This window comes from Frankia sp. Cppng1_Ct_nod (assembly GCF_920656135.1).
Taxonomy (GTDB): domain Bacteria; phylum Actinomycetota; class Actinomycetes; order Frankiales; family Frankiaceae; genus Protofrankia; species Protofrankia meridionalis.
In genome coordinates, this window is the sequence record NZ_CAKKTK010000007.1 from 45,020 (window position 1) to 68,223 (window position 23,204).

Genomic DNA, 23,204 nt, shown 5'->3' on the forward strand with positions numbered 1-23,204 from the left:
CCTCACGGGGCCGTAGCTGTTCCTCAGCTGCCTAGCCGGTGTCGTGAAGGACCGTGCCTATTGGCATGGTCCTTCACGACACCGGTCCTTCAGCGCAATGGCCCCTTACGGCCGCGGCCACCTGGCCACGGCAGCGGTGTCCAGCAGCCACAGTGTCCGTGTCCTTCCGCGGGCGCCCACGGCCGGGATCTCGGCCGGGCTGGCACCGGCGAGCGCCCGGGCCACCGCGTCCGCCTTGCCCTCGCCCGCGGCGAGCACCCACACCTCGCGGGCGGCCTGGACCGCAGGGAACGTCAGCGTGATCCGGGCGGGTGGTGGCTTGGGGGAGTTCCGAACCGCTACCGCCGTCGCGGTGGCGTGGACGGCCGGGGACCCGGGAAAGATCGATGCCACGTGTCCGTCAGGTCCGACGCCGAGCAGCAGCACGTCGAAGGAGGGCACCGGCAGCCGTGCGCCCGCGGGCGCGTGGTCGGCGAGCAGCCGGGCGTAGGCGGCTGCGGCTGCGTCCACGTCCGGCTCCGAGCTGTCCGAACCGCCGTCCGCGCTGCCCATCGCGAACACCCGGGCCGGGTCGAGGGGCAGCGCGTCGAGCAGGGCGGCCCGGGCCTGGCCGTCGTTGCGGTCGGGCGAGTCGGCCGCAACGAACCGCTCGTCGCCCCACCACACGTCCACCCGCCCCCAGTCGACCGCACCGACGGTCGGACTCTCCCGCACCGCGCGCAGCGTGGCGCCACCGATACCACCACCGGTCAGCACCACCGATGCCTCGCCGCGGGCGGCCTGCGCGTCCACCAGGCTGGTGACCAGCCGGGCGGCGACCGAGGCTGCCAGCAGGTCCGCGTCCCGATGGACGACGACCTCGGGCGCCGCACCCATCAGTCGTCCGTCCCGGTGGCCGCGCTCGCCATCGGGTCACGCCAGATGTGTTCGCGCACCGGTGAGCGCGCGGTGAGGCCCGCCACGCCACTCCACGCCGACAGCGCGTCCGAGTAGGGCGGGTCGTCGTCGAGGCGGCGCAGCTCCTCGGCCAGCAGATCGCCGAGGCCACGTTCGGGCAGGGGTACGGCCCGGTCCGGTTGTCCGGGCCGACGCAGCACCGCCGTGTGGGGGTCGTGCCGGACGAGTGCCAGCTCGCCCTCGTCGAACGTGACACGTACCTCGGCCAGCCCACGGGGGGGAGCCTCGCGGACGGCCACAGGTACATGCAGCCGGTCGGACAACCAGCCGGACAGCAGGCAGACGCTGGGGTCCGCGGGGCCGCTGACGATGCTCACCGATCGCGGTGTCTCCGTGATCGAGTCGAAAGCGGCGGCGATCAGCGTTCGCCAGCCGGTCAGCCGGGTCCAGGCGAGATCGGTGTCGCCGGGCGCGAAGTCCGCCGCCCGTTGGCGCAGGGTCGCCACGGGATCCGTCGACGTGGTCGCGTCGGTGACCCGTCGGTCCGCGAAGACCCCGAGGGGGTCGTAGGCGATGCGGTCCGGGGACTCGCCCTGCCACCAGGTCACCACGGGTGCGTCCGGCGCGAGCAGGGGCAGCACCACCGACTCCGCATGCAGGCCGAGCCGTCCGTACATCCGCATGACCACGGCCTCGCCGGGCCCGAGTCGTCCACCGATGGAGACCTCGGCGTCCAGCCGCGAATTGGGCGCGTCCATCTGACGCCGTACGACGATGAGTAGCCGGCACGGGTGAGCCGACGCCGCAGCCGTCGCCGCGCTCTCGGCGACGCCGACGTGCTTTTCGTCCACCACGACCACGAGGGTCAGAGCCAGGCCGAAGGCGAGCGCGCCGGCCGAGCGCCGTTCGGCCGCGAGCGCCTTGACGACGTCGGAGCCGGTCGTGTCCCACAACGTCGTCATGGTCGCCTCCAGTGGCGCCCGTCACGGGCGAGCATCTCGTCGGAGGCGGCTGGTCCCCAGGTTCCCGCCCGGTAGCGGTGGGGGACGGTGCCGGCCCAGAACTCCTCCAACGGGTCGATCACCCCCCAGGACTCGATCACCTCGGCGTTGTTCGGGAACAGGGTCGCGTCCCCGAGCAGCACGTCGAGGATGAGCCTCTCGTACGCCTCGGGGAGGGCCTCGGTGAACGCCTCGCCGAACAGGAAGTCCATGGCGACGTCGCGGACCTCCATCGCCGAACCCGGCACCTTGGAACCGAACCGCAGTGTCACGCCCTCGTCCGGCTGAACCCTTATCACCAGCTGGTTGTGGCCGAGCTCGGTGGTGTCGGTGGCGTCGAACGGAAGGTGCGGAGCCCGTTTGAACGACACGGCGATCTCGGTCACACGCCGTGGCAGCCGTTTGCCGGTCCGCAGGTAGAACGGGACGCCTGCCCATCGGCGGGTCTCGATACCGAGGCGGACGGCGGCGTAGGTCTCCGCCCGGGAGTCCGGGGGGATGGCGTCCTCGTCGAGGTAGCCCTTCACCCGCCGGCCGGCGAGCCAGCCCTGCTCGTACTGGCCGCGCACCGCGTAACGGCCGAGGTCGGCCGGCAGCGACACAGCGCGCAGGACCTTGAGCTTCTCGTACCGGATGGCCTCGGCGTTGAAACTGACCGGCTCCTCCATGGCGGTGAGAGCCAGCAGCTGCAGCAGGTGGTTCTGCAGCACGTCGCGGGCGGCGCCGGTCTCGTCGTAGAACCCGGCGCGCGAGCCGATGCCGACGTCCTCGGCCATGGTGATCTGGACGGAGTCCACGAAGTGGGAGTTCCAGATCGGTTCGAACAGGGTGTTGGCGAACCGCAGCGCCAGCAGGTTCTGGACGGTTTCCTTGCCCAGGTAGTGGTCGATGCGGAAGACGTCGGCGGGGGTGAAGACGTCGTCGACGAGCTCGTTGAGTGCGCGGGCGGAGGCCTGGTCGTGACCGAAGGGTTTTTCCACCACGACTCGCCGCCAGCCGCCGGACGCCTCGTTGGAGGCCATTCCGGTGCGCTGCATCTGCTTGAGAACCACTGGGAACGCCGATGGTGGGATCGACAGGTAGAACGCGGCGTTGCCCTGGATGCCGTGGGTGTGCTCAAGGTCGAGCAGGGTCTGCGCCAGGGTGTCGAACGCCTGATCGTCGTTGAACGATCCGGGGACGAACTTCGCCGACGCGGCGAGGCGTTCCCACACCTCCTCACGAAACGGCGTGCGGGCACCGGCCTCGGCCGCTTCCCGGGCGATCTGCGCGAAGTCGCCGTCGGTCCAGTCGCGGCGGGCGAACCCCAACAGTGCGAAACCGGGTGGGAGCAGGCCCCGGTTCGCCAGATCGTAGATGGCCGGGATGAGTTTCTTACGGGCAAGGTCGCCGGTCACCCCGAAGACCACCAGGGCGCACGCGTCGGGAAGCCGTGGCAGCCTGCGGTCCCGCGGATCTCGTAGCGGGTTGGCGCTCACCGTTGGTGTCACCCGAACCTCCCTTTCGTCCCCTGGGGTCTGCGGTCTGCGGTCTGCGTCATCATCCGATCCACAGTGGCAGGTCAGCGCACAGTGGTTGCAAGCTGGTCATTTATCGCCGAGAGCAGCTGGTTCCAGGAGTCCTCGAACTTCTCGACACCTTCGCGCTCAAGCACGTCGATGACGTCGGTGTAGGAGATCCCGAGACCGGCCAGGCGGGTCAGTACCGTCCGGGCGTCGTCGTAGTTCGGCCGGATCGTGTCGCCTGTGACCACCCCGTGGTCGGCGAAGGCGTGGATCGTCGCTTCGGGCATCGTGTTGACCGTGCCCGGGGCAACCAGTTCGGACACGTAGATCGTGTCCGGCATGGACGGGTCCTTCGTGGACGTCGACGCCCACAGCGGCCGCTGCGGCTTGGCACCGGCCTTGGCGAGCGCCGTCCAGCGCTCGGTGGCGAACGCCTTCTCGTAGCGTTCGTAGGCTAGGCGCGCGTTCGCAATCGCGGCCCTGCCCCGCAGGGACCGGGCCTCATCGGTGTCGATCTTCTCTAGTCGGCGGTCCACCTCGCTGTCGACCCGGCTGACGAAGAACGAGGCGACCGAGGCGAGATCGGACACGTCCCGCCCGGCCGCTCGGGCCCGCTCGAGGCCGGTCATGAACGCGTCCATGACCGCGTCGTAGCGGTCAAGCCCGAAGATCAGCGTGACGTTGACACTGATGCCCTCGGCGAGCGTGGCTGTGATCGCTGGCAGCCCGGCGAGGGTGGCCGGGATCTTGATGAACAGGTTCGGGCGGTCGACCGTCCACCACAGTGCGCGGGCCTCGGCCAGGGTGCGTTCGGCCTCGTGGGCGAGGCGGGGATCGACCTCGATCGACACCCGGCCGTCCACGCCACCACTGGCGTCGTAGGCAGGTCGCAGTACGTCACAGGCGGCACGGACATCCGCCGTGGTGATCGCCCGGACGGCTTCGCCGACGTCCACCCCGCGGAGGGCCAGATCGTGGATCTGCTCGTCGTAGGCGGATCCGCTGGTGATCGCCTTCTGGAAGATTGTCGGATTGCTGGTGACGCCGACGACGCTGCGGGTACGTGTCAGTTCGGCGAGGTTGCCGGTCCGCAGACGATCCCGGCTGATGTCGTCGAGCCAGACCGCCACACCGGCGGTGGACAGCTGTGCCAAGGGGTCGGTCATCGCGGTGTGACGTCCTTTCCATGGGCGCCGGCACGGGCGCTGGTACGGGGTTCTGGCACGGGCGCTACGGGGCTGGCACGGGCGCTGGTACGGGGTTCTGGCACGGGCGCTATGGGGTCCGGCGCGACGGGCTGTCGAGTGGTCGGCGGATGCGTGGTGCCGGTCATCCTCGCCCTACCCTCTCTCGGTCGTCCCATCCCGGTGTCCGGACACTCGCGACGGTGCGGGAAAGTTAGCGAGAACACCACCTTTCCGCCTCTTCCGGTTAAGGATTCCGGCCCGCGCCGTGGCCGGCCGGCGGCCTGTAGTGATCCACCATCGGGTGGGTCATATCAGTCGATACGGTAAGTGTCGTCGTCGCCACCGGTCCCACCCGATGGCGAAATCCTGGCTGGATGTGGGTGGAGCGCCTGTCGCGGTGGTCGGTGGTTAGACTCCGACACGTCGTAGAACCACGCAGAGAGCCCCGGTGACGGGGCCTGAGTCTCCGCGGGTGTGTCCTTCCGCCTCCCGCCGATCGCGAGGTCGCCCTGTCCGCCCTGGCCGCGTCCACGTCGGTGTCCACTCTGTCGAAGCAGGAGCCGAAGCAGAACATGCCCGCGCGGCCGACGGCCGGCGGGCCGGCGGGTCCGGGGAGGTCCCGGCGCCCCGCCCTGGCGCTGGCCCGCTCCTACGTCGCCCTGACAAAACCCCGGATCATCGAGCAGCTGCTGATCACGACCGTTCCGGTGATGCTGCTGGCCGAGCGCGGCCTGCCGTCGGTGTGGCTCGTACTCGCGACGCTGGTCGGCGGCACGTTCGCGGCGGGCAGTGCCAACACGTTCAACTGTTACGTCGACCGCGACATCGACGAGGTGATGGCCCGCACGCAGCGGCGCCCACTCGTGCGGGCAAGCGTCACCCCCGCCGAAGCGTTGCGGTTCGGGATCCTGCTCGGTGTCGCAGCCACGCTGTTGTTCGGGTTCGCGGTCAACTGGGTGTCGGCCCTGCTCGCAGACGGGGCCATCATGTTCTACGTCTTCGTCTACACCCTGGGACTCAAGCGCCGCAGCCCGTCCAACATCGTCATCGGTGGCGCGGCCGGCTGTTTCCCGGTCCTCATCGGCTGGTCCGCGGTGACGGGCACGGTCGGCTGGCCCGCCGTGCTGCTGTTCGCCGTCATCTTCTTCTGGACCCCGCCGCATTTCTGGGCATTGGCGATCAAATACAAGGACGACTACGCCGCAGCCGGAATCCCCATGCTGCCGGTCGTCGCGTCACAGAAAGTGGTCAGTCGACGTATCCTCGGCTACTCCTACGCGATGGTCGCGGCGTCGTTGCTGCTGGTTCCCGTTGCCGACACGGGGTGGCCGTATCTGGCCGCCGCCGTGTTGCTCGGGGGTTGGTTCCTCGTGGAGGCACACCAGCTGGTCAGGCGTGTCCGTCGCGGTGGGGACGTCCGACCGATGCGACTGTTTCACATGTCGATCACCTATCTGACGCTTCTGTTCATCGCTGTCGCGGTCGCCGCCCTCACCTGAAAGCCCACGCGGTGTAGGTAGGAACCGTCACCATGACGATGGTTTCCACCTACAGCCGGCGGGGGTTCACCGACATCCGTAGGTAGAAACCATCACTATGACGATGGTTTCCACCTACAGCCGGCGGGGGTTCACCGACATCCGTAGGTAGAAACCATCACTATGACGATGGTTTCCACCTACAGCCGGCGGGGGTTCACCGAAGCGCGCTGATGTCGTCTCGGCTATCCGACGGGGGCTGCTGTCGGAGCCGGGGCAACCGCGCGTGCGCCGGGTCCGGCGACGCCGAGGTGGCAACGTCCGGGGCCGGGCGTTCGACGGTGGCGAGCCAGAGCCGCAGGGAGAAGATCCACAGTAGGGTGGCTCCGGTAACGTGCAGTTCCACCAGTACGACGGGCACACCGGTGAAGTACTGGGCGAATCCGACGCCAGCCTGCGCGATCACGATGATGGCGAGCGTGGTGGTCGCACGGACCGCATCCCGCGAAGCGCCGGCGAGGCGGACGGCGAAGACCGTGGCCACGACCAGCCCGACCAGCAGCATGGCCGCATCCGCGTGCAGCTGGGCGACGCCTGCGATATCGAACCCGAAACGCCTCGCCGTGGCCGAGTCCCCGCTGTGTGGGCCCGTCCCGGTGACCACTGTGCCGACGACGAGCGTCGCGCCGGCGACGAGCGCGAGCACCCGGGCCAGCCAGCGCAGCTCCGGCCGACCGGTGGGGCGCACCGGGCCTTTGCCCTGCCTGGCCCGGCGGTCGAGCACGACGACGTCCAGCAGCAGCACCATCGACAGCAGGAAGTGCCCGGCTACCAGGGCGGGATGCAGTTTGAACAGCACGGTCAACCCGCCGAGCACCACCTGGCCGAGAAAGCCGAGCCACAGGCCGAAGGCGAGTCCGACGAGGTCCGCCCGGCGTTCCCGAAGCCGTAGCGACACCAGCGGCAGCACCAGCATCACCAGCCCGACGGCGGTGGTCAGGAGCCGGTTGCCGAACTCGATCAGACCGTGCGCGGAGTACTCCGAGCGGGTGATGAACGAGTTGTCACCACACTTGGGCCAGGTCGGGCAGCCGAGCCCGGAGCCGGTCAGCCGGACCGCACCACCGGTGACCACGATGAGGGCGAGCAGGACCACGGAGATCCGGGTGAGTCGCCGGAAGACGATCAGGCTCACCGTCGGCATTCGCAGCGGTCGGTTTCGCTCACTCATCGCGGTTATACTACCGGCGGTAGAAGCCTGGCGCGGCCACAGCCGACGCGGCCGGCCCGGTAGGCCCGCCTGCGGTCCTGAGCAAGGTCCTGAACGAGTAACCGACCTCTGAGAGAGCATCCCGCTGATGCGGCTGCGCTACACCGGATCCGCCACCCACTGGGGATTCGCCCTCTACCTCGCGAGCAAAGACGGATACCAAGACACCCTCCTGCCCACCGGCACCTTCACCGGCACCCCCGAAGAAGCCCTCGACTGCGCCTGCGACCTGTACCTGTCCACCCCCGATATCTGATCATCTGGACCGGGCACTCCCTGCCCAGATGTCAACCCCCGAAGGACTTATGGGCGAGACCACTAAGGTCACTCCCACTTGAACGTCCGGGCCGCCAGCGTCAGCGAACCCACGGCCCAGGCAACGAGGACACCGAGGTCGGCGGCGGGCAGCCCCGAGGAATCCTGTAGCACCGCACGCAGCCCGTCCGACGCGGCCGCGGTAGGCAGCGCCCGGCCCACCCATTCCAGCCATCCGGGTAGTCGGGACAGCGGGAACACCACCCCGCCGATGAGTAGCAGCAGCAGGTAGACGCCGTTCGCCGCGGCCAGGGTCGCCTCCGCGCGCAGCGTGCCGGCCATCAGCAGCCCGAGGCCCGAGAAGGCGACGGTGGCGGCGAGCAGCAGCAGTCCCACCCACAGCGGGTTGCCATGCGGGTGCCAGCCGACGGCATACCCGACGGACACCACCAGCACGACCTGGATGATCTCGACGCCGACCACGGCCAGTGTCTTGCCCGCCAGCAGGATCGACCGTGGCAGGGGGCTCGCGCCGAGACGTTTGAGTACACCGTAGGAACGCTCGAAGCCGGTCGCGATCGCCTGCCCGGTGAACGCCGTCGACATGACCGCGAGTGCCAGGATGCCGGGGACGAGAAAGTCCACGGACCGGCCGGTGCCGCTGGGCAGCACGTCCACGGCGGTGAAGAACAGCAGCAGGCCCACCGGGATGATCAGGGTGAGCAGCACTGACTCACCGCGCCTCAGGGTCAGCTTAAGTTCGATCATGGTCTGGGCCTGCAGCATGCTCCGCCATGGCGCGGGACCGGGATCGGGACGAAGATCCAGCGGGCGCTGTGCGACCGGCACGTCGCCGATGGCGTCCTCGGTCACCTCGGTAGGTGCGTCGGTGTCGGTCATGGCCGCAGCCCCGAGCCGGTGAGGTCCACGAACACGTCCTCCAGACTGCGTTGTTCCATTCGGAGGTCCTCGGCCAGGACGCCGTTGTTCGCGCACCAGGCGGTCACCGCGGCCAGCAGGTGCGGGTCGACATCGCCGCGCACGACGTAGCGCCCGGCTGGTCCTTCCTGCGCGGCGGTGCCGTCCGGCAGGGCGAGTACAAGGCGGTCGACGTCAAGGCCCGCCGGTGCCCTGAAGCACAGCTGCCCCTCGGCGCCACCCCTGGTCAGCTCCGCCGGGGACCCGGTCGCGAGGACGCGGCCGCGGTCGACGATCACAACATGGTCGGCGAGCCGCTCCGCCTCGTCCATCGCATGGGTGCTCAGCACCACCGTCACCCCGGATACGCGCAGCTCCTCCACGAGCTCCCAGGTGGCCCGGCGGGCCTGGACGTCGAGGCCCGCCGTCGGCTCGTCGAGGAAGACCAGTTCGGGGCGACCCACCAGCGCCATCGCCAGGGACAGGCGCTGGCGCTGGCCGCCGGACAGACGACGGTAGGGCGTGCGGGCGGATTCGGACATGCCGACCCGGGAGAGCAGGACCTCGACGTCGAGTGGGTGACGGTGATGTGCGGCAAGCAGGGCAAGCATCTCGCCGGCGCGTGCTCCCGGGTACACCCCGCCGGCCTGGAGCATGACCCCCACCCTGGGACGCAGGGCGGACGCGTCGCGGCGGGGGTCGAGGCCGAGTATCCGGACGCTGCCGGAATCCGGCTGCCGGAAACCCTCGCAGATCTCGATCGTGGTCGTCTTCCCCGCGCCGTTCGGGCCGAGCAGAGCGGTCACCGAACCCGTTGAGGCGGTCAGCGAAAGATCGTCAACGGCGCGTAAGGGCTGGCCGGAACGTGGCCAATAGGTCTTGACCAGGTCGGTAACCTCGACTGCCAGGTCTTGCGCCACACAGGCGATCCTACGGACCACCGTGGGCGCGAGGTGCAGCCGGACCGGGCGCGAGGTGCAGCCGGACCGAGGGTGAGGGGGACGGTCAGGCGCGGGGCCGGCCTCGTGCCCCGCGGGTGCGGGGCTGGCTGGATCTCCCGCGGGCGGTCGCGGCCCGCTGCCCGGTGGCCGGGTCGGCGAGCGCGCCCCAGGCGCCGAGCCGTTCATACAGCAGCGGGGGAGTGGTGTTGTAGAGCCGGGCCAGCGAGTACAGGTCCGTGCGGCGCAGCCGCAGCACATCGTGGGCGGTTTCCGAGCGGAGCACCTGCACGATCGCGATCCATCGGCGCAACGGCCCGGTCCGGGTCGGCGGCAGCTTGCGCAGCCGGTGCAGGTCGATGACGAGCGGGGGCAGACCGACCACTTCGGATCGGTTGGACGGCGGTGGCACGAGCATGATTGCGGCTACGTCGTAGAGTTCGGCCAGTTCGACCAGACGATGAACCCGCAGCGATCGGTGTCCCCGTTCGTAGGCGCCCAGGGTGCCGGCGGTCCAGCGTCTGTTCGTCCGTTCCTGGACGTCGATCAGGGACATTCCGCGACGCAGACGGGTGGCCCGGAGGCGGCGTCCCAGTTCTGCGGCGTAGCCGTCGGCCTTGTCGGCAACCGCCCTGTCCGGGCTGGCGCTGTCAGTACCGTGGTCGGCCTCGGTCACGCTCTCCGTCCGGGTCACGTCGAACCGGAGACGCCATCCGCCCCCTGTCGCAGCCTGTCAGGAGTTCGTCGATGAGACGACCACTTCACTCATCATGACACGTCGATGATCGTGGTCTGTGTGTGGTACAGCCCCTGCCGCGATCGGCCGTGACCCGGGTCGCGGCCGTGGACGTGACCCGGATGTGGCGCATCAGACGCTCGGCTCGACGGCACCGTGAATGCCCAGGTCGGATGTCACGATGGTCGAGTATTTCGACGGATCCGGTCGTACCGGCAGGTCGACCCGTTCGACCCCTGGCAGGAAATAAGGCACAGTGGTGTTGTGAAAAGCATGCCCGACACATCAAGCGGCACGGCGGCCGACGGCCGGACCCGTGACCGTGTCGCGCGTCTGCTCCTGGAAGTCGGTCCCTCGACCGCCGTGACCCTCGCCGCTCGTCTCGGCCTGTCGCCGGCGGCGATCCGCCGGCATCTGGACGCGATGCTCGCGGAGGGCGCGATCATGACCCGTTCGGCCCGGCCGGCGGGTCCGCGGGGTCGGGGTCGTCCCGCCCGGTTGTACCAGCTCACCGCCGCCGGTCATGCGGCCGGCCCGACCGCCTACGAGGACCTTGCGACCAGTGCGCTGAGTTTTCTCGCCGACGTCGGCGGTCACGATGTCGTCGCGGAGTTCGCCGAGGCTCGCGCCGCCGACCTGGAACGGCGGGTGAAAGACGCGGTCGCCGAGGTGGAACCGGCCGACCGGCCGGCGGCGCTGGCCGCGGCGATGTCCGCCGCCGGCTACACGGCGAGCACCTCACAGCTCCCGACGGGTGTCCAGATCTGCCAGCATCACTGTCCGGTCCAGCACGTCGCGGAGCGGTTTCCCGAACTCTGCGGCGCCGAGACCGCCGCGCTCGCGAGGTTGCTGGACTCCCACGTCCAGCGGCTGGCCACGATCGCGCATGGCGACGGTGTGTGCACCACCCACGTCCCACTGGGCGATCCGGTTCACGCCGACACCCACGTTCTCCCGGCCGGGGGCTCTCCATCGGCCGGTTCGCCGACATCCATCTCTCCTGTTTCCCGCACCCTCACCACTTCCACCTCCGCGGAGGGTCCTGCCATATGACCACAACTCCTGAGACCGAGATCGATACTCGACTCGACGGTCTGGGTTCCTACAAGTTCGGCTGGTCCGACACGGACGCGTATGCGGCGACAGCCGAGCGCGGGTTGTCGGAGGCCGTAGTCCTGGGCATCTCGGCCAAGAAGAGCGAGCCGGAGTGGATGACGCAACTCCGGCTCAAAGGCCTCAAGTTGTTCGGTCGCAAGCCCATGCCCAGCTGGGGCGCGGACCTGTCCGGGATCGACTTCGACAACATCAAGTACTTCGTCCGTTCGACGGAGAAGCAGGCCGAGACCTGGGAGGATCTGCCCGAGGACATCCGCAACACCTACGACAAGCTAGGGATCCCCGAGGCGGAAAAGCAGCGTCTCGTCTCCGGTGTCGCGGCTCAGTACGAGAGCGAGGTCGTCTACCACAAGATCCGTGAGGATCTTGAGGAGCAGGGCGTCATCTTCCTCGACACCGACACCGGCCTGCGTGAGCATCCGGAGGTCTTCCAGGAGTACTTCGGTTCGGTCATCCCGGTCGGAGACAACAAGTTCGCCGCTCTCAACACCGCGGTGTGGTCCGGTGGTTCGTTCATCTACGTTCCGCCGGGTGTGCACGTGGAGATTCCGCTGCAGGCCTACTTCCGGATCAACACCGAGAACATGGGCCAGTTCGAGCGGACTCTGATCATCGTTGACGAGGGTGCCTACGTGCACTATGTCGAGGGCTGCACCGCGCCGATCTACTCCTCGGACTCGCTGCACTCGGCGGTTGTCGAGATCGTGGTGAAGAAGAACGCCCGCTGTCGGTACACGACCATCCAGAACTGGTCGAACAACGTCTACAACCTGGTGACCAAGCGGGCCGCCTGCCAGGCCGGTGGCACCATGGAGTGGATCGACGGGAACATCGGTTCGAAGGTGACGATGAAGTACCCGGCGGTGTGGCTGCTCGGTGAGCACGCCAAGGGCGAGGTGCTCTCGATCGCGTTCGCCGGTCCCGGTCAGCACCAGGACGCCGGCGCGAAGATGGTCCACGCCGCGCCGCGGACGTCGTCCACGATCGTGTCCAAGTCGGTGGCCCGTGGTGGTGGCCGCACCTCCTACCGGGGGCTCGTCCAGATCCAGGAGGGTGCGCACAACGCGCGGGCGACCGTGAAGTGCGACGCCCTGCTGGTGGACACGGTCAGCCGCTCCGACACCTACCCCTACGTCGACGTCCGGGAGGACGACGCGTCCATCGGGCATGAGGCGACCGTGTCCAAGGTCGGCGAGGACCAGCTGTTCTACCTGATGAGCCGTGGCCTGTCCGAGGACGAGGCCATGGCGATGGTCGTACGCGGTTTCGTCGAGCCGATCGCCCGTGAACTGCCGATGGAGTACGCCCTCGAGCTCAACCGGCTGATCGAACTGCAGATGGAAGGCGCGGTCGGCTGATGGTGACAGCTCCCATCCACAACGACTCGCGGGACGGCTCGTCCTCCGCTTCCGGTGCTGCCGGTTCGGCCGTGCTGGTTCCCGGGTCGTCGACCGGTTCACCGCTGGGGTCAAAGCCCGGCGTGTCCGCCGGTACCGGGCGGCCCGACAGCCGGCCGCGGCTCGTGCGTTCCCGTGATCCAGAGGCACACCCGGTACCGACCGGGCGTGAGGAGGAATGGCGGTTCACCCCGCTGCGCCGTCTGCGTGGACTGCTGACCGGTCCGGCCGCCGACGCCACCGTCGAGGTGAGCGTCGACGCACCGGCGCCGGTCACGGTCGAACATGTCGGCTCCGGCGACAAGCGTGTCGGACGGGTCCTCACCCCGGCCGACCGGGTGGCCGCATTCGCGATGACCCGCGCCGAGGATGTCGTGGTGGTCACCGTTCCCGCCGAGGCCATGCCGGACGAGCCGGTGGTCGTGCGGGTGCACGGCACCGGCGGTACCGTCTACGGCCACCTGGTCGTGGAGGTCGGGGCGTTCGCGTCCGCGACGGTGGTGCTCGATCACACCGGGACCGCCACGTTCGCGGGCAACGTCGAACTGTCGGTCGGTGACAGCGCGTCGCTGACGCTGGTGTCCCTGCAGGACTGGGACGCGGGCGCGGTGCACGTCGGCGCGCACGCCGCCCGTGTCGGGCGTGACGCCCGGTTCCGCTCGTTCACCGTGACCCTCGGCGGAGACCTGGTACGGCTGTCCCCGACGGTCACCTACGCAGGGCCGGGCGGGGACGCGGAGCTCTACGGGCTGTTCTTCACCGACGCCGGCCAGCACCAGGAACATCGACTGCTGGTCGACCACGGGCCGCGCTCGTGCCGCAGCCGGGTCGCCTACAAGGGTGCCCTGCGGGGCGAGGGCGCGCACGCGGTGTGGATCGGTGACGTGGTGATCGGGGCGGATGCCGTGGGCACCGACACCTACGAGCTGAACCGCAACCTCGTCCTCACCGACGGAGCGCGGGCGGACTCAGTGCCGAACCTGGAAATCTCCACCGGAGAGGTCGTCGGGGCGGGGCACGCCAGTGCCACCGGGCGTTTCGACGACGAAGCGCTGTTCTACCTGATGGCCCGGGGCATCCCGGCGGACGAGGCGCGGCGCCTGGTCGTCCGTGGCTTCTTCGCCGAGATCGTCGACCGGATCGAGATCGACTCGTTGCGGGAGCGGATCACCGCCGCTGTCGAGGCCGAGCTGGGCGGGGCCGGTTAGTGGGGGGTTTCCAGCGCGTGTGCGCGCTGTCCGATCTCAGCGAGGAGGCCGCGTTCGGTGTGGAGGTCGACGGGCAGCCGGTGTGCCTGGCCCTTGCGGGCGGCCAGGTCTACGCGATCCGTGACGAGTGTTCCCACGCCGACGTCATGCTCTCGCACGGTGAGGTCGAGAACAGGAAGATCGAGTGTTGGCTGCACGGCTCGCAGTTCGACCTCGAGACAGGTGAACCCATCGGGCTACCGGCGACCGAGCCGGTGCCCGTCTATCCGGTGAAGATCGACGGCGACGACGTGCTCGTGGACGTCGGGCAGTCATAGCGGTTTATAGGAGACTGATCAAGTGTCGACCCTGGAGATCCGTAACCTCCACGTCTCGGTGGAAACCGATTCCGCCGAGGGGAGGGAGATCCTTCGCGGCGTGGATCTGACGATTCGCCGCGGCGAGACCCATGCGATCATGGGGCCGAACGGCTCGGGCAAGTCCACGCTGGCGTATTCCATCGCCGGCCACCCCAAGTACACGATCACCAGTGGGACGGTGACGCTGGACGGTGTCGACGTCCTCGCGATGAGCGTGGACGAGCGTGCCCGTGCCGGCGTCTTCCTCGCCATGCAGTACCCCGTCGAGGTGCCCGGCGTGTCGGTGTCGAACTTCCTGCGGTCGTCGGTGACCGCCGTCCGCGGCGAGGCGCCCAAGCTGCGTACGTGGGTCAAGGAGGTCCGTGACTCGATGGCGGCGCTGGAGATGGATCCGGTGTTCGCCGAGCGCAGCGTCAACGAGGGCTTCTCCGGTGGTGAGAAGAAGCGCCACGAGATCCTTCAGATGGCCCTGCTCAAGCCGAAGATCGCGATTCTGGACGAGACCGACTCGGGCCTGGACGTGGACGCGCTGCGGATCGTCTCCGGCGGCATCGAGTCCGTCCGTGCCGCCGGGCAGACCGGCATTCTGCTGATCACCCACTACACCCGCATCCTGCGCTACGTGAAGCCCGAGTTCGTCCATGTGATGGCCGGTGGCCGCATCGTCGACTCGGGTGGCCCGGAGCTCGCCGCGGTCCTGGAGGACAGCGGCTACGACCGGTATGTGAAGACGACCGAGCCGGCGGGGACGGCGGCGTGACCATGACCTCCACGAGGCCTTCGTCCGGGCGGCAGTCCGTCCGCCCCGCCACGGGCGGTCCGGGGGGCGGGTATGACGTCGAGCAGGTTCGCAAGGACTTCCCGATCCTCGCGCGCCGGGTCCACGATGATCGTCCGCTGGTCTATCTGGACAGTGCGGCGAGCTCGCAGAAGCCGGTGTCCGTCCTGGACGCCGAGCGGGACTACTACGAGCTGCACAACGCCAACGTGCACCGGGGCATCCACGTGCTCGCCGAGGAGGCGACCGCGCTCTACGAGGCGGCCCGGGACAAGGTCGCCGCGTTCATCGGTGCCCCCCGGCGCGACGAGGTCGTCTTCACCAAGAACTCCTCGGAGGCGCTGAACCTCGTCGCCTACGCGATGAGCAACGCGGCGACATCCGGCCCGGAGGCGGAGCGGTTCCGGCTCGGGCCCGGTGACGAGGTCGTCGTCACCGAGATGGAGCACCACTCCAACCTGGTGCCCTGGCAGATGCTGTGCCGGCGCACCGGGGCGACGCTGCGCTGGATCGGCCTGACCGACGACGGACGCCTCGACCTCGCCGATCTCGACCAGGTGATCACCGGGCGGGCGAAGGTCGTCTCGTTCGTGCACCAGTCGAACATCCTGGGTACGGTCAACCCGGTAGAGAAGATCGTCTCCAGGGCGCGTGCGGTCGGCGCGCTGACCGTGCTTGACGGGTCCCAGTCCGTGCCGCACATGCCGATCGACGTGACCGCGCTTGGCGTGGACTTCCTCGCCTTCACCGGCCACAAGATGTGCGGTCCTACCGGTATCGGCATCCTGTGGGGCCGCCATGAGCTGCTGGAGGTCATGCCACCCTTCCTCGGTGGCGGCGAGATGATCGAGCTGGTGACGATGGAGGAGTCGACCTACGCCGTCCCGCCACACCGGTTCGAGGCCGGCACGCCGATGATCGCCCAGGCGGTCGGCCTCGGCGCCGCCGTCGACTACCTGACCGACCTGGGCATGGACGCGATCGCCGCGCACGAGCACGACATCACCGCCTATGCGCTTGACGGGCTCTCCGCGGTGCCGGGGCTGCGGATCATCGGCCCGCCGGACGCGGTCGACCGGGGTGGTGCCGTCTCGTTCGTACTCACCGGAACCGACGACCGGCCGTTGCACCCGCACGACGTCGGGCAGCTGCTCGACGAGCTGGGTGTGGCCGTGCGCGTCGGGCATCACTGTGCCCGCCCGGTCTGCCTGCGCTTCGGCGTCCCGGCTACGACACGGGCCTCCTTCCACCTGTACTCGACCCGTGGTGAGGTCGACGCGCTCGTGGAAGGTCTGGGGCATGTACGGAGGTTCTTCGGGACGTGAACCTTGACTCCATGTACCAGGAGATCATCCTGGACCACTACCGCAACCCGCACCATCGCGGGCTGCGGGAGCCGTTCGACACCGAGGTCCACCATGTGAACCCGACCTGCGGGGACGAGGTGACCCTGCGGGTCAAGGTGGCGGACGGGGTGGTGGCGGATGTCTCCTACGAGAGCGAAGGCTGTTCGATCAGTCAGGCGTCCGCGAGCGTGATGACCGATCTTGTGATCGGCAGGTCTGTGCACGACGCGCTTGAACTGGGCCGGGAGTTCCTGGCGCTGATGCAGTCTCGGGGCACCGTCGAACCGGACGAGGACGTGCTGGAGGACGCGGTCGCGTTCGCGGGCGTGTCCAGGTACCCGGCCAGGGTCAAGTGCGCTCTGCTGTCGTGGATGGCCTGGAAGGACGCGACCGCGCAGGCGCTGGGCGGCATCCCGGAACAGGAGGTGGATCGGTGAGCGAGACCGTTGTCACGGAGCAGGAGGTGGCCGGGACGGAAGCGGTGGACGTTGCCCCGGCGGTGGACGTTGCCCCGGCGGTGGACGTTGCCCCGGCGGTGGACGTTGCCCCGGCGGTGGACAAGGCGGCTGTCGACGACGTCGAGGAGGCCATGCGTGACGTCGTCGACCCGGAACTCGGGATCAACGTCGTCGACCTGGGCCTTGTCTATGGCATCAACGTCCACGACGACAACACGGTGACCCTGGACATGACGTTGACGTCGGCGGCCTGCCCGCTGACGGACGTGATCGAGGACCAGACCCGCTCGGCCCTGACCGACGGGCCGGACGGACTGGTCAACGACGTGACCATCAACTGGGTCTGGATGCCGCCGTGGGGTCCCGACAAGATCACGGATGACGGTCGCGAGCAGCTGCGCGCACTCGGCTTCAACGTCTGACCCGACGCTTGGCCCGACGCTTGGCCCGATCGAGCGCATTCTCTTTTCGTGATCAGTGTGACTTTGTCGGTATGCACGCTTTTCTGGTCGATTCACGTGCATACCGACAAAGTCGCGCCGATCATGGTTGTCGGCTGTTTGCGGCAAGGGTGTACGCCACGGTTTGTGTCACATAGTCGGCATGTCGTGTCACATCGACCCAGGTGAAGCGGAGCACGGTCCAGCCCAGCGTTGTCAGCATGTTCTGCCGGTGGCGGTCGCGGTAAAGCGCATGTGGATCGGCGTGCACGACCCCGCCGTCGGCTTCGACGTCGAGCCGGAGGCTCGGCCAGGCCAGGTCGAGGCGGGCGACGATGCGTCCGGCTGTGTTCCTGACCGGCCACTGGAGTTGTTCCGGGGCCAGTCCGGCGTCGGCGAGGAGCAGTCGTAGCCGTGTTTCAAGGGGGGACTCGGCCCGGCTGTCGGCGCGCTGCCACCAACCCGACCGTGCCGCCGCCCCCCGTCTACCGAAGACGAGCGACCGGGCCACAGCAAGATCGGCGATATGTCCGGCGTGCAGCGTTGCGTCCATGAGTGCAACGGCGTCAGCGCGTTCACTGCGTAGCACCATGTCGGCGAGCGTGCGGGTCGGCGAGGTGGTCGGAATACCGGATGCATCCGTGACGTGGGCGGGCGGTATGTCCCCCCAGCGCAATACGACGCCATCTGGCTGCCTCCGCGCGGATCGGCATGGCAGCAGAAGATGCACGGGTTCGTCGCGCACTGCCGTCGGAAGGCTGTCGAACCCGAGAAGCCGTGCCGCGGTGATCTCGCAGGCAACGGCATCCGGGCGGCGCAGCAGGGCCGCGCGTACCGTCCCGCGAAGCGGATCGGCGCCGGGTACCAGGTACGCGCCTGGGCCCGCCGGCTGCCACTGACCGGTTCGGACGAAACGCGCGATCTGCCGGCGGGTCAGCCCGAAGGCCTGAGCCTGGGAACTACTGATCATTCCGTCCTGCCGCCGTGCCTGACGGAGCAGAGCCGGGGTTGGACCGGGACAGGGGTCAACCATGACAAGATCATGCTTGGTCTGGCCGAAACGGCGCCATACCTGAGCTGTGTCTGTGGATAACCATCGATCAAGATTGCTGCAAGTTTGTTGCCACGTACGCAAAACAGCAGCTATTGCGTATCGAACAGCAAAGTCGTCGAGATCATCTAGTGCCGGGTCGGGCAACGTTGGCCGTCGCGAGCCGTGTCCGGGTGGATGCATGGCGAGGCGGAGGAGGCCCAGGCTGCGGTGTTCTACCTGGGCCGACGGAGCCGGGGTACCCCGTGCATCGCGAAGCGATGGATGGGGAGGCGATGAAGCCAGAGGCCGGCTGGACGTGGTGTAGCAGGGCAGACGTTGCCTGATGCGGCGCTACCGCCACAGCTGTCATGGTGCGACTCCTCCCGGGTCCGGATGGTATGTTCGCTGTAAAGCAAACGTCATAGTATGACTTACTTATGGCGGTGTGTGTAAGGATTCCTGCCGGGTAGCAATAGGTCGTGGGTGTTCCACTGAGCTCTGACCGGCATCCGGAGGTCGGCGATCACATCCGCCTCGGATGCGATCTTTCGTGTGGGGTCGACCCGCGTGGATTCGCGGATTCCCGCGCGTGTCCTACCTGGTCGGGCTGAGGATGGTGAGGTGGACGACCTCGTGGTTCCTCTCGCAGCCAACGGGCGGGAAGCGCGGGAAGCGCGGGAAGCGCGGGAAGCGCGGGAAGCGCGGGAAGCGCGGTGACTGCCATGGTGCCGGAACCCACCGGGCAGCGGCGGCGGATACGGCCGGCGGACGTCGTGTGCGTCGGCGGCCTGGCCGTCCAGACGATCTGGGGATCGGTCAGCGTCCTGTTGATCCCGCAGCTCATCGGTACTCATCCCGTGCTGCTCGAACTGCTGAGCGCGACATCGCCGGCCATGGTCGCCGCGGGAGCGTTCGCGCGGGCGGGCCACGCCGCCCTGGTCACGGCCCTGGCCGCGCCCACCGTCGGCTGGGTGCCCCTGGACGTGTTCGGCTGGTGGGCGGGCCGCCGCTACGGCCGGTCGGCCGTCGACCTGCTCACCCGCGGGCGGCCGAGGAGCGCGCAGTTCGCCGGCCGCGTCGACGGGCTGGTGGGGCGGTGGGGGTTCGGCGTCCTTGTGCTCGCACCGTGGTTACCGATCCCGAACCAGCTGATCTACGCCGCTGCGGGATGGTACGGAATGTCGCTGCCGTGGTTCCTGATCGGTGACATCCTCGGCACGTTCCTGCGGACCGTCGTCGTCGTCGGTCTTGGCTACGCGCTCGGTGACCAGGCTGTGGGGGTCGCCACCGCGATCTCCCGCGACACCGTGCTGAGTCTCGTGGTGCTACTCGTCGCACTGATCGTCTGGGTGGGCCTGCGGCGCTGGCAGGGTTCCGGCCGGTCGACGACCGCCCGCCCAAGGTGGCGGTGGTGCGCGTCGCGGCATCTCGGACCGGAAGCCGCCGACCGTTGCCCCGACGAGTCGGCCGGCGTCGACGGACCCGTGCTCGCCTGTCATCCGACGGTGGACGAATAACCGACCGCGTGTTTCTGACGCCCGTGTTTCTGACGCCCCGCCGCCGGATGTATGGTCACCGGCCTCGTCCGGTTGGGTCTCGCTCGCACATCAGGCCGTGCCCGACCTCGTCCCGGACGAGGGGCCGAGCATGGCCAAGACCCCGCTTGTCATCGCGATGCCGGAGCCGATGGCCCGCGCGCTCGGCTGGCTGAAGAGGTCTGTCGGCTGGTCCGACCTGCGTGGCCTTGCCGACGATCCGCAGGGCTGGGGCAGGTACGGGCATCCGGAGTGGGGTCCGTTTCGCCTGGGTAAGACCAACCCGACGGTGTCCACCGCGGGTCTCAATGCCACGGTTTTCGCGTTCGCGGCGGCCGTCGGTCGCCAGACACCGACGCTCGTCCCGGCGGACATCGCCGACCGGAACGCATGGGGAACTGCGACAGCATCCGAGTCTGTCGGACCCGCTCTCCGCACCTGTGGACATCGGGTGGCCCAGACTCGAGATGGGCCGCCGGGACCCGATCCTCATGAATGAGGATCATGGCTCTGACCTGCGACGTTGCACTACCGCCGGACCGCTGCAGAACGAGCCCCGGATCGGCCCCGCAAACACCCAGTGACCTGCGGGTTCACACTCGCATCCGCGATCATCCCTGGAGGGATCGAAACAATGAGGGATACTCCGTCCACTCGTCTTCCTCTGAACCGCGCACCAATTTGAAGATGCCCTCTCAACCCGATGAGCCGAAGTGTCGGAAACTTCGGTTTTCCCGGGCTGGAGGGCGCCTTCATATCTGCGATGCCGTTGTCGCCAGTATTTATCCGACATCCGTGAAATAGGAAATCATCTATCTGTCGCTACGCCTGACGTCAATTCCCTGGGTGGCTGACGGCTCCCGGAACGGGATCGTTCACATTCGGGTCGGGCTCGGTGACGTCAGTCATGAAAGCGTCCGACCTCGACGTTCTCCAGAATGCCGAGGGCGTCGGGCACGAGGACCGCCGCCGAATAGTAGGCGCTCACCAGATACGAGATGATGGCCTTCTCATCAATACCCATGAAACGGACGGACAGGCCGGGAGAGTACTCATCCGGTATTCCGGTCTGGTGCAGGCCGACGACACCCTGGTCCTCCTCGCCGGTACGTATCACGATGATTGAACTGGTGCGGGCCGCGGTGACCGGGATCTTGTTGCAGGGCAGGATGGGCACCCCGCGCCAGGCCGGCACCATGTTGCCGGTGATATCGATGCTCTGCGGGTAGATGCCCCGATGGGTGCATTCCCGGCCGAAAGCGGCGATGGCCCGTGGGTGTGCCAGGATGAAGCGTGTGCCGCGCTGCCGGGAGAGCATCTCGTCAAGGTCGTCGGGGGTGGGCGGCCCGGTCCTGGTCTGCACCCGGTGTTTGAGATCGGCATTGTGCAGCAGGCCGAACTCCCGGTTGTTGACCAGCTCGTTTTCCTGCCGCTCGCGCAGTGCCTCGATGGTGAGCCGCAGCTGCTGTTCGGTCTGGTTCATCGGCTCGTTGTAGAGATCGGCCACCCGGGTGTGCACCCTGAGGATGGTCTGGGCGACGCTGAGCTCGTATTCCCGTGGCGTGAGGTCGTACTCGACGTAGGTGCCGGGCAGGTCCGGCTCGCCGGTGTGCCCGGCGGCGAGCGTGATGGCGGCTTCGCCGTACTTGTTGCGGGGTGGTTCCGGCTGGTTCTGGTGTTGTTCGAGCTGGCTGCGCAGGGCTTCGGAGCGGTTGCGGAGCTCCTCGAACGCGGCCCGGGGGAGCGTCAGCACCGTACATCCGGTGATCGCTCGGACGGTGAACTCCCAGTCGCCGGGTGGGTCGGTCAGGATCTGCTCACCGAAGTAGTCGCCGTCGGAGAGAGTCCCCAGAGCGGCTTCTGCCCCGTACGCGCCGTTGCCGATCTTGTTTACCTTGCCGTGCGCGATGAGATGGACGGTGTCGGCCGGCTGGCCGGTCTGCACGAGCACGTCCCCGGATGCGTACTCCCGCTGGACGAACCGGTCAGCCAGCGCGTCGAGTATCTCGACATCATCGAACCCGCGCAGCGCCGGCAGTTCGCCGAGTTCCCGCGGGATGACGCGCACCTCGGCACCGACGTTGGTGAAGGTGACCCGGCCGTCGCCCACGGTGTAGCTCAACCGTCGGTTCACCCGGTACACACCGCCGGCCACCTGAACCCAGGGGAGCACCCGCAGTAGCCAGCGCGAGGAGATCTCCTGCATCTGCGGGACGGACTTCGTGATCGTGGAGAGATTACGTGCGGCTGCCGTGCCCAGGCTCAGCGGAGGCTGGCCGCCCGCGGAGCCAGGTTCTGAATCCACCAGTTCGGTCATGATCTACCTCTTCTTTCCGGTCATAGGCTGACCCGACACCAGGCATCGGGTCATTGATCGGGTAATTTCCGGGAGCGGAGGGCTGAACGAATGCTGCCGGAAATCCGGAGGGCCGGACGGACGGACGCCAATATGCGGGCGTACGGGAAAGTGCCCTGTCCCGGCGTCGCAGACAGGCGAGTGCAGTACCGGTCAGGAGAGAGCCGGAGGTCGGGATGCGGCTTGGGCGTGATCGCACCCCGATGGCCGGGGGTGCGAATAGCTGCGGCGAGGAAGCTGAACTGAACCTACTCGATCATGATTGTTCGTGGAGCGTGATCCGAGGTTCTGACGGAACGGCAAAGATGTTCGCGTCCACGCGGCCCGATTTCCACGTCACACTACCGTGAATCTTTCGGCGCGGACGGGACACGGCGGGATGTTGCCGGATATTAAAAGGTGGCTGTAGGAACCATTTTCGCGTGTCGCAGACCCGGAGCAAGAACCTTCGAGGTAAGTCCGGGCTGGACTCGGAGAACTGTCGGCGCAGGTGGGCGCCAGCCAATCTGGTGCATTCGTACCCCCGTCTCGATGCGCCTCCTATCGTCGCACAGTCATGCCTGTGCGCGTCAAGTCCGTTGCGGGCGGTTTTTGTTCTGGATGAACTCTTGACGGCGGCATCCAAGGGATATAAATTATCTCGGCCTACTCGAAATGATCATCGTTGTCGCGTGTCGTGTGGAGGCGCTCCCTGGGCCGGGCGGCCGGATGCGGGCTCTGTCATATCGGGCGCAGGCGAGATATGGTGAATCCCGTTTCGGGTGAGTGATCTGGTGGCCAGAGCAAGCCCGGTGAAGGTTGCGGAAGCTGATCTCGGGGTCCGCCCTCCCGCATCCTCCATATCTGTCTGTCTTCTATCCGTATGTCCGGTCGAACCGGGCCGGGCATGTTTCCTCGACCAGCTCGACCATGGTGACAGCGGTGCTGGAGGTAAACTTCTCACATTTTCCCGGGGCTTCAACAACCCCTGAGAACCAGGAGAACCACCTTTGG

At 68.0% G+C, this 23,204-nt stretch carries 22 protein-coding genes; 12 read left to right on the forward strand and 10 right to left on the reverse strand.

What is annotated here, in order from left to right:
• Window positions 1-105 precede the first annotated feature (105 nt).
• The 4 genes from pgl to tal all read right to left on the reverse strand — a co-directional run bounded on the left by pgl (window position 106) and on the right by tal (window position 4,569).
• A complete protein-coding gene (gene pgl / locus NBW77_RS03845) occupies window positions 106-876 on the reverse strand; it encodes a 6-phosphogluconolactonase (protein ID WP_131746359.1) in 771 nt (256 codons plus the stop codon).
• Entirely contained in the window at window positions 876-1,859 is a 984-nt protein-coding gene (locus tag NBW77_RS03850; protein WP_250279288.1) for a glucose-6-phosphate dehydrogenase assembly protein OpcA, read from the reverse strand. The genes pgl and NBW77_RS03850 overlap by 1 nt, the downstream gene beginning before the upstream one ends.
• On the reverse strand, window positions 1,856-3,388 hold the full coding sequence (zwf, locus tag NBW77_RS03855) for a glucose-6-phosphate dehydrogenase (protein ID WP_131746360.1): 1,533 nt from the start codon (window positions 3,386-3,388) through the stop codon (window positions 1,856-1,858). The genes NBW77_RS03850 and zwf overlap by 4 nt, the downstream gene beginning before the upstream one ends.
• Before the next feature lie 71 nt (window positions 3,389-3,459).
• Window positions 3,460-4,569 carry a transaldolase gene (gene tal, locus NBW77_RS03860; protein WP_131746361.1) on the reverse strand — a complete coding sequence of 370 codons (1,110 nt, stop codon included), beginning with the start codon at window positions 4,567-4,569 and terminating at the stop codon, window positions 3,460-3,462.
• A gap of 593 nt (window positions 4,570-5,162) precedes the next feature.
• Here tal and NBW77_RS03865 point away from each other — a divergent pair.
• A complete protein-coding gene (locus tag NBW77_RS03865) occupies window positions 5,163-6,089 on the forward strand; it encodes a heme o synthase (RefSeq protein WP_131746362.1) in 927 nt (308 codons plus the stop codon).
• Window positions 6,090-6,285: 196 nt separating this feature from the next.
• Here NBW77_RS03865 and NBW77_RS03870 read toward each other — a convergent pair whose 3' ends face one another.
• Complete coding sequence (locus NBW77_RS03870; RefSeq protein WP_250279289.1) at window positions 6,286-7,299, reverse strand: COX15/CtaA family protein; 1,014 nt, start codon at window positions 7,297-7,299, stop codon at window positions 6,286-6,288.
• A gap of 127 nt (window positions 7,300-7,426) precedes the next feature.
• Between NBW77_RS03870 and NBW77_RS03875 the strand changes: the two genes are divergently transcribed.
• Window positions 7,427-7,594 carry a hypothetical protein gene (locus NBW77_RS03875; RefSeq protein ID WP_175324683.1) on the forward strand — a complete coding sequence of 56 codons (168 nt, stop codon included), beginning with the start codon at window positions 7,427-7,429 and terminating at the stop codon, window positions 7,592-7,594.
• A gap of 68 nt (window positions 7,595-7,662) precedes the next feature.
• Here the strand turns inward: NBW77_RS03875 and NBW77_RS03880 are convergent, their stop codons facing one another.
• The 3 genes from NBW77_RS03880 to NBW77_RS03890 form a co-directional block, all read right to left on the reverse strand.
• On the reverse strand, window positions 7,663-8,493 hold the full coding sequence (locus tag NBW77_RS03880; protein WP_131746421.1) for an ABC transporter permease: 831 nt from the start codon (window positions 8,491-8,493) through the stop codon (window positions 7,663-7,665).
• Window positions 8,490-9,431, reverse strand: coding sequence for an ABC transporter ATP-binding protein (locus tag NBW77_RS03885; protein WP_250279290.1), 942 nt, complete (start codon window positions 9,429-9,431; stop codon window positions 8,490-8,492). Before NBW77_RS03885 ends, NBW77_RS03880 begins: the two co-directional genes overlap by 4 nt.
• Before the next feature lie 85 nt (window positions 9,432-9,516).
• Entirely contained in the window at window positions 9,517-10,044 is a 528-nt protein-coding gene (locus NBW77_RS03890) for a helix-turn-helix domain-containing protein (protein ID WP_502799433.1), read from the reverse strand.
• Window positions 10,045-10,458: 414 nt separating this feature from the next.
• On the opposite strand from NBW77_RS03890, the gene NBW77_RS03895 reads away from it, so the two are divergent.
• Genes NBW77_RS03895 through NBW77_RS03930 form a run of 8 tightly spaced genes read left to right on the forward strand, consistent with a single transcriptional unit; the run spans window position 10,459 to window position 17,269 of the window.
• A complete protein-coding gene (locus NBW77_RS03895; RefSeq protein WP_131746363.1) occupies window positions 10,459-11,238 on the forward strand; it encodes a helix-turn-helix transcriptional regulator in 780 nt (259 codons plus the stop codon).
• Entirely contained in the window at window positions 11,235-12,659 is a 1,425-nt protein-coding gene (gene sufB / locus NBW77_RS03900; RefSeq protein WP_131746364.1) for a Fe-S cluster assembly protein SufB, read from the forward strand. The genes NBW77_RS03895 and sufB overlap by 4 nt, the downstream gene beginning before the upstream one ends.
• Window positions 12,659-13,906, forward strand: a complete 1,248-nt coding sequence (gene sufD / locus NBW77_RS03905; protein WP_131746365.1) for a Fe-S cluster assembly protein SufD — start codon at window positions 12,659-12,661, stop codon at window positions 13,904-13,906. Before sufB ends, sufD begins: the two co-directional genes overlap by 1 nt.
• Before the next feature lie 17 nt (window positions 13,907-13,923).
• Complete coding sequence (locus tag NBW77_RS03910) at window positions 13,924-14,223, forward strand: non-heme iron oxygenase ferredoxin subunit (RefSeq protein ID WP_242605759.1); 300 nt, start codon at window positions 13,924-13,926, stop codon at window positions 14,221-14,223.
• A 22-nt stretch (window positions 14,224-14,245) separates the two neighbouring features.
• The gene (gene sufC, locus NBW77_RS03915) at window positions 14,246-15,025 is read left to right on the forward strand and encodes a Fe-S cluster assembly ATPase SufC (RefSeq protein WP_131746367.1); all 780 of its coding nucleotides are present in this window, start codon (window positions 14,246-14,248) and stop codon (window positions 15,023-15,025) included.
• 2 nt (window positions 15,026-15,027) lie between these two features.
• A complete protein-coding gene (locus NBW77_RS03920; RefSeq protein ID WP_131746424.1) occupies window positions 15,028-16,368 on the forward strand; it encodes a cysteine desulfurase in 1,341 nt (446 codons plus the stop codon).
• Complete coding sequence (sufU, locus tag NBW77_RS03925; protein WP_131746368.1) at window positions 16,365-16,826, forward strand: Fe-S cluster assembly sulfur transfer protein SufU; 462 nt, start codon at window positions 16,365-16,367, stop codon at window positions 16,824-16,826. The genes NBW77_RS03920 and sufU overlap by 4 nt, the downstream gene beginning before the upstream one ends.
• The gene (locus NBW77_RS03930; protein WP_502799430.1) at window positions 16,823-17,269 is read left to right on the forward strand and encodes a metal-sulfur cluster assembly factor; all 447 of its coding nucleotides are present in this window, start codon (window positions 16,823-16,825) and stop codon (window positions 17,267-17,269) included. The genes sufU and NBW77_RS03930 overlap by 4 nt, the downstream gene beginning before the upstream one ends.
• Before the next feature lie 121 nt (window positions 17,270-17,390).
• On the opposite strand, the gene NBW77_RS03935 is transcribed toward NBW77_RS03930, so the two are convergent.
• Entirely contained in the window at window positions 17,391-18,320 is a 930-nt protein-coding gene (locus NBW77_RS03935) for a type IV toxin-antitoxin system AbiEi family antitoxin domain-containing protein (protein WP_131746369.1), read from the reverse strand.
• A gap of 722 nt (window positions 18,321-19,042) precedes the next feature.
• Here NBW77_RS03935 and NBW77_RS03940 point away from each other — a divergent pair.
• Window positions 19,043-19,837 (forward strand): DedA family protein, encoded by a 795-nt coding sequence (locus tag NBW77_RS03940; protein ID WP_131746370.1) that lies wholly within the window; start codon window positions 19,043-19,045, stop codon window positions 19,835-19,837.
• On the forward strand, window positions 19,818-20,354 hold the full coding sequence (locus NBW77_RS22685; RefSeq protein WP_242605769.1) for a substrate-binding domain-containing protein: 537 nt from the start codon (window positions 19,818-19,820) through the stop codon (window positions 20,352-20,354). Before NBW77_RS03940 ends, NBW77_RS22685 begins: the two co-directional genes overlap by 20 nt.
• 402 nt (window positions 20,355-20,756) lie before the next feature.
• On the opposite strand, the gene NBW77_RS03950 is transcribed toward NBW77_RS22685, so the two are convergent.
• Window positions 20,757-22,172 carry a family 2B encapsulin nanocompartment shell protein gene (locus NBW77_RS03950; RefSeq protein ID WP_250279291.1) on the reverse strand — a complete coding sequence of 472 codons (1,416 nt, stop codon included), beginning with the start codon at window positions 22,170-22,172 and terminating at the stop codon, window positions 20,757-20,759.
• Window positions 22,173-23,204 lie beyond the last annotated feature (1,032 nt).

Coding starts and splice junctions, on each gene's coding strand:
- pgl (WP_131746359.1), bottom strand. CDS start 876: ATGGGTGCGGCGCCCGAGGTCGTCGTCCATCGGGACGCGGACCTGCTG.
- NBW77_RS03850 (WP_250279288.1), bottom strand. CDS start 1,859: ATGACGACGTTGTGGGACACGACCGGCTCCGACGTCGTCAAGGCGCTC.
- tal (WP_131746361.1), bottom strand. CDS start 4,569: ATGACCGACCCCTTGGCACAGCTGTCCACCGCCGGTGTGGCGGTCTGG.
- NBW77_RS03865 (WP_131746362.1), top strand. CDS start 5,163: ATGCCCGCGCGGCCGACGGCCGGCGGGCCGGCGGGTCCGGGGAGGTCC.
- NBW77_RS03870 (WP_250279289.1), bottom strand. CDS start 7,299: ATGAGTGAGCGAAACCGACCGCTGCGAATGCCGACGGTGAGCCTGATC.
- NBW77_RS03875 (WP_175324683.1), top strand. CDS start 7,427: ATGCGGCTGCGCTACACCGGATCCGCCACCCACTGGGGATTCGCCCTC.
- NBW77_RS03880 (WP_131746421.1), bottom strand. CDS start 8,493: ATGACCGACACCGACGCACCTACCGAGGTGACCGAGGACGCCATCGGC.
- NBW77_RS03895 (WP_131746363.1), top strand. CDS start 10,459: ATGCCCGACACATCAAGCGGCACGGCGGCCGACGGCCGGACCCGTGAC.
- sufB (WP_131746364.1), top strand. CDS start 11,235: ATGACCACAACTCCTGAGACCGAGATCGATACTCGACTCGACGGTCTG.
- sufD (WP_131746365.1), top strand. CDS start 12,659: ATGGTGACAGCTCCCATCCACAACGACTCGCGGGACGGCTCGTCCTCC.
- NBW77_RS03920 (WP_131746424.1), top strand. CDS start 15,028: ATGACCTCCACGAGGCCTTCGTCCGGGCGGCAGTCCGTCCGCCCCGCC.
- NBW77_RS03935 (WP_131746369.1), bottom strand. CDS start 18,320: ATGGTTGACCCCTGTCCCGGTCCAACCCCGGCTCTGCTCCGTCAGGCA.
- NBW77_RS03940 (WP_131746370.1), top strand. CDS start 19,043: ATGGTGCCGGAACCCACCGGGCAGCGGCGGCGGATACGGCCGGCGGAC.
- NBW77_RS03950 (WP_250279291.1), bottom strand. CDS start 22,172: ATGACCGAACTGGTGGATTCAGAACCTGGCTCCGCGGGCGGCCAGCCT.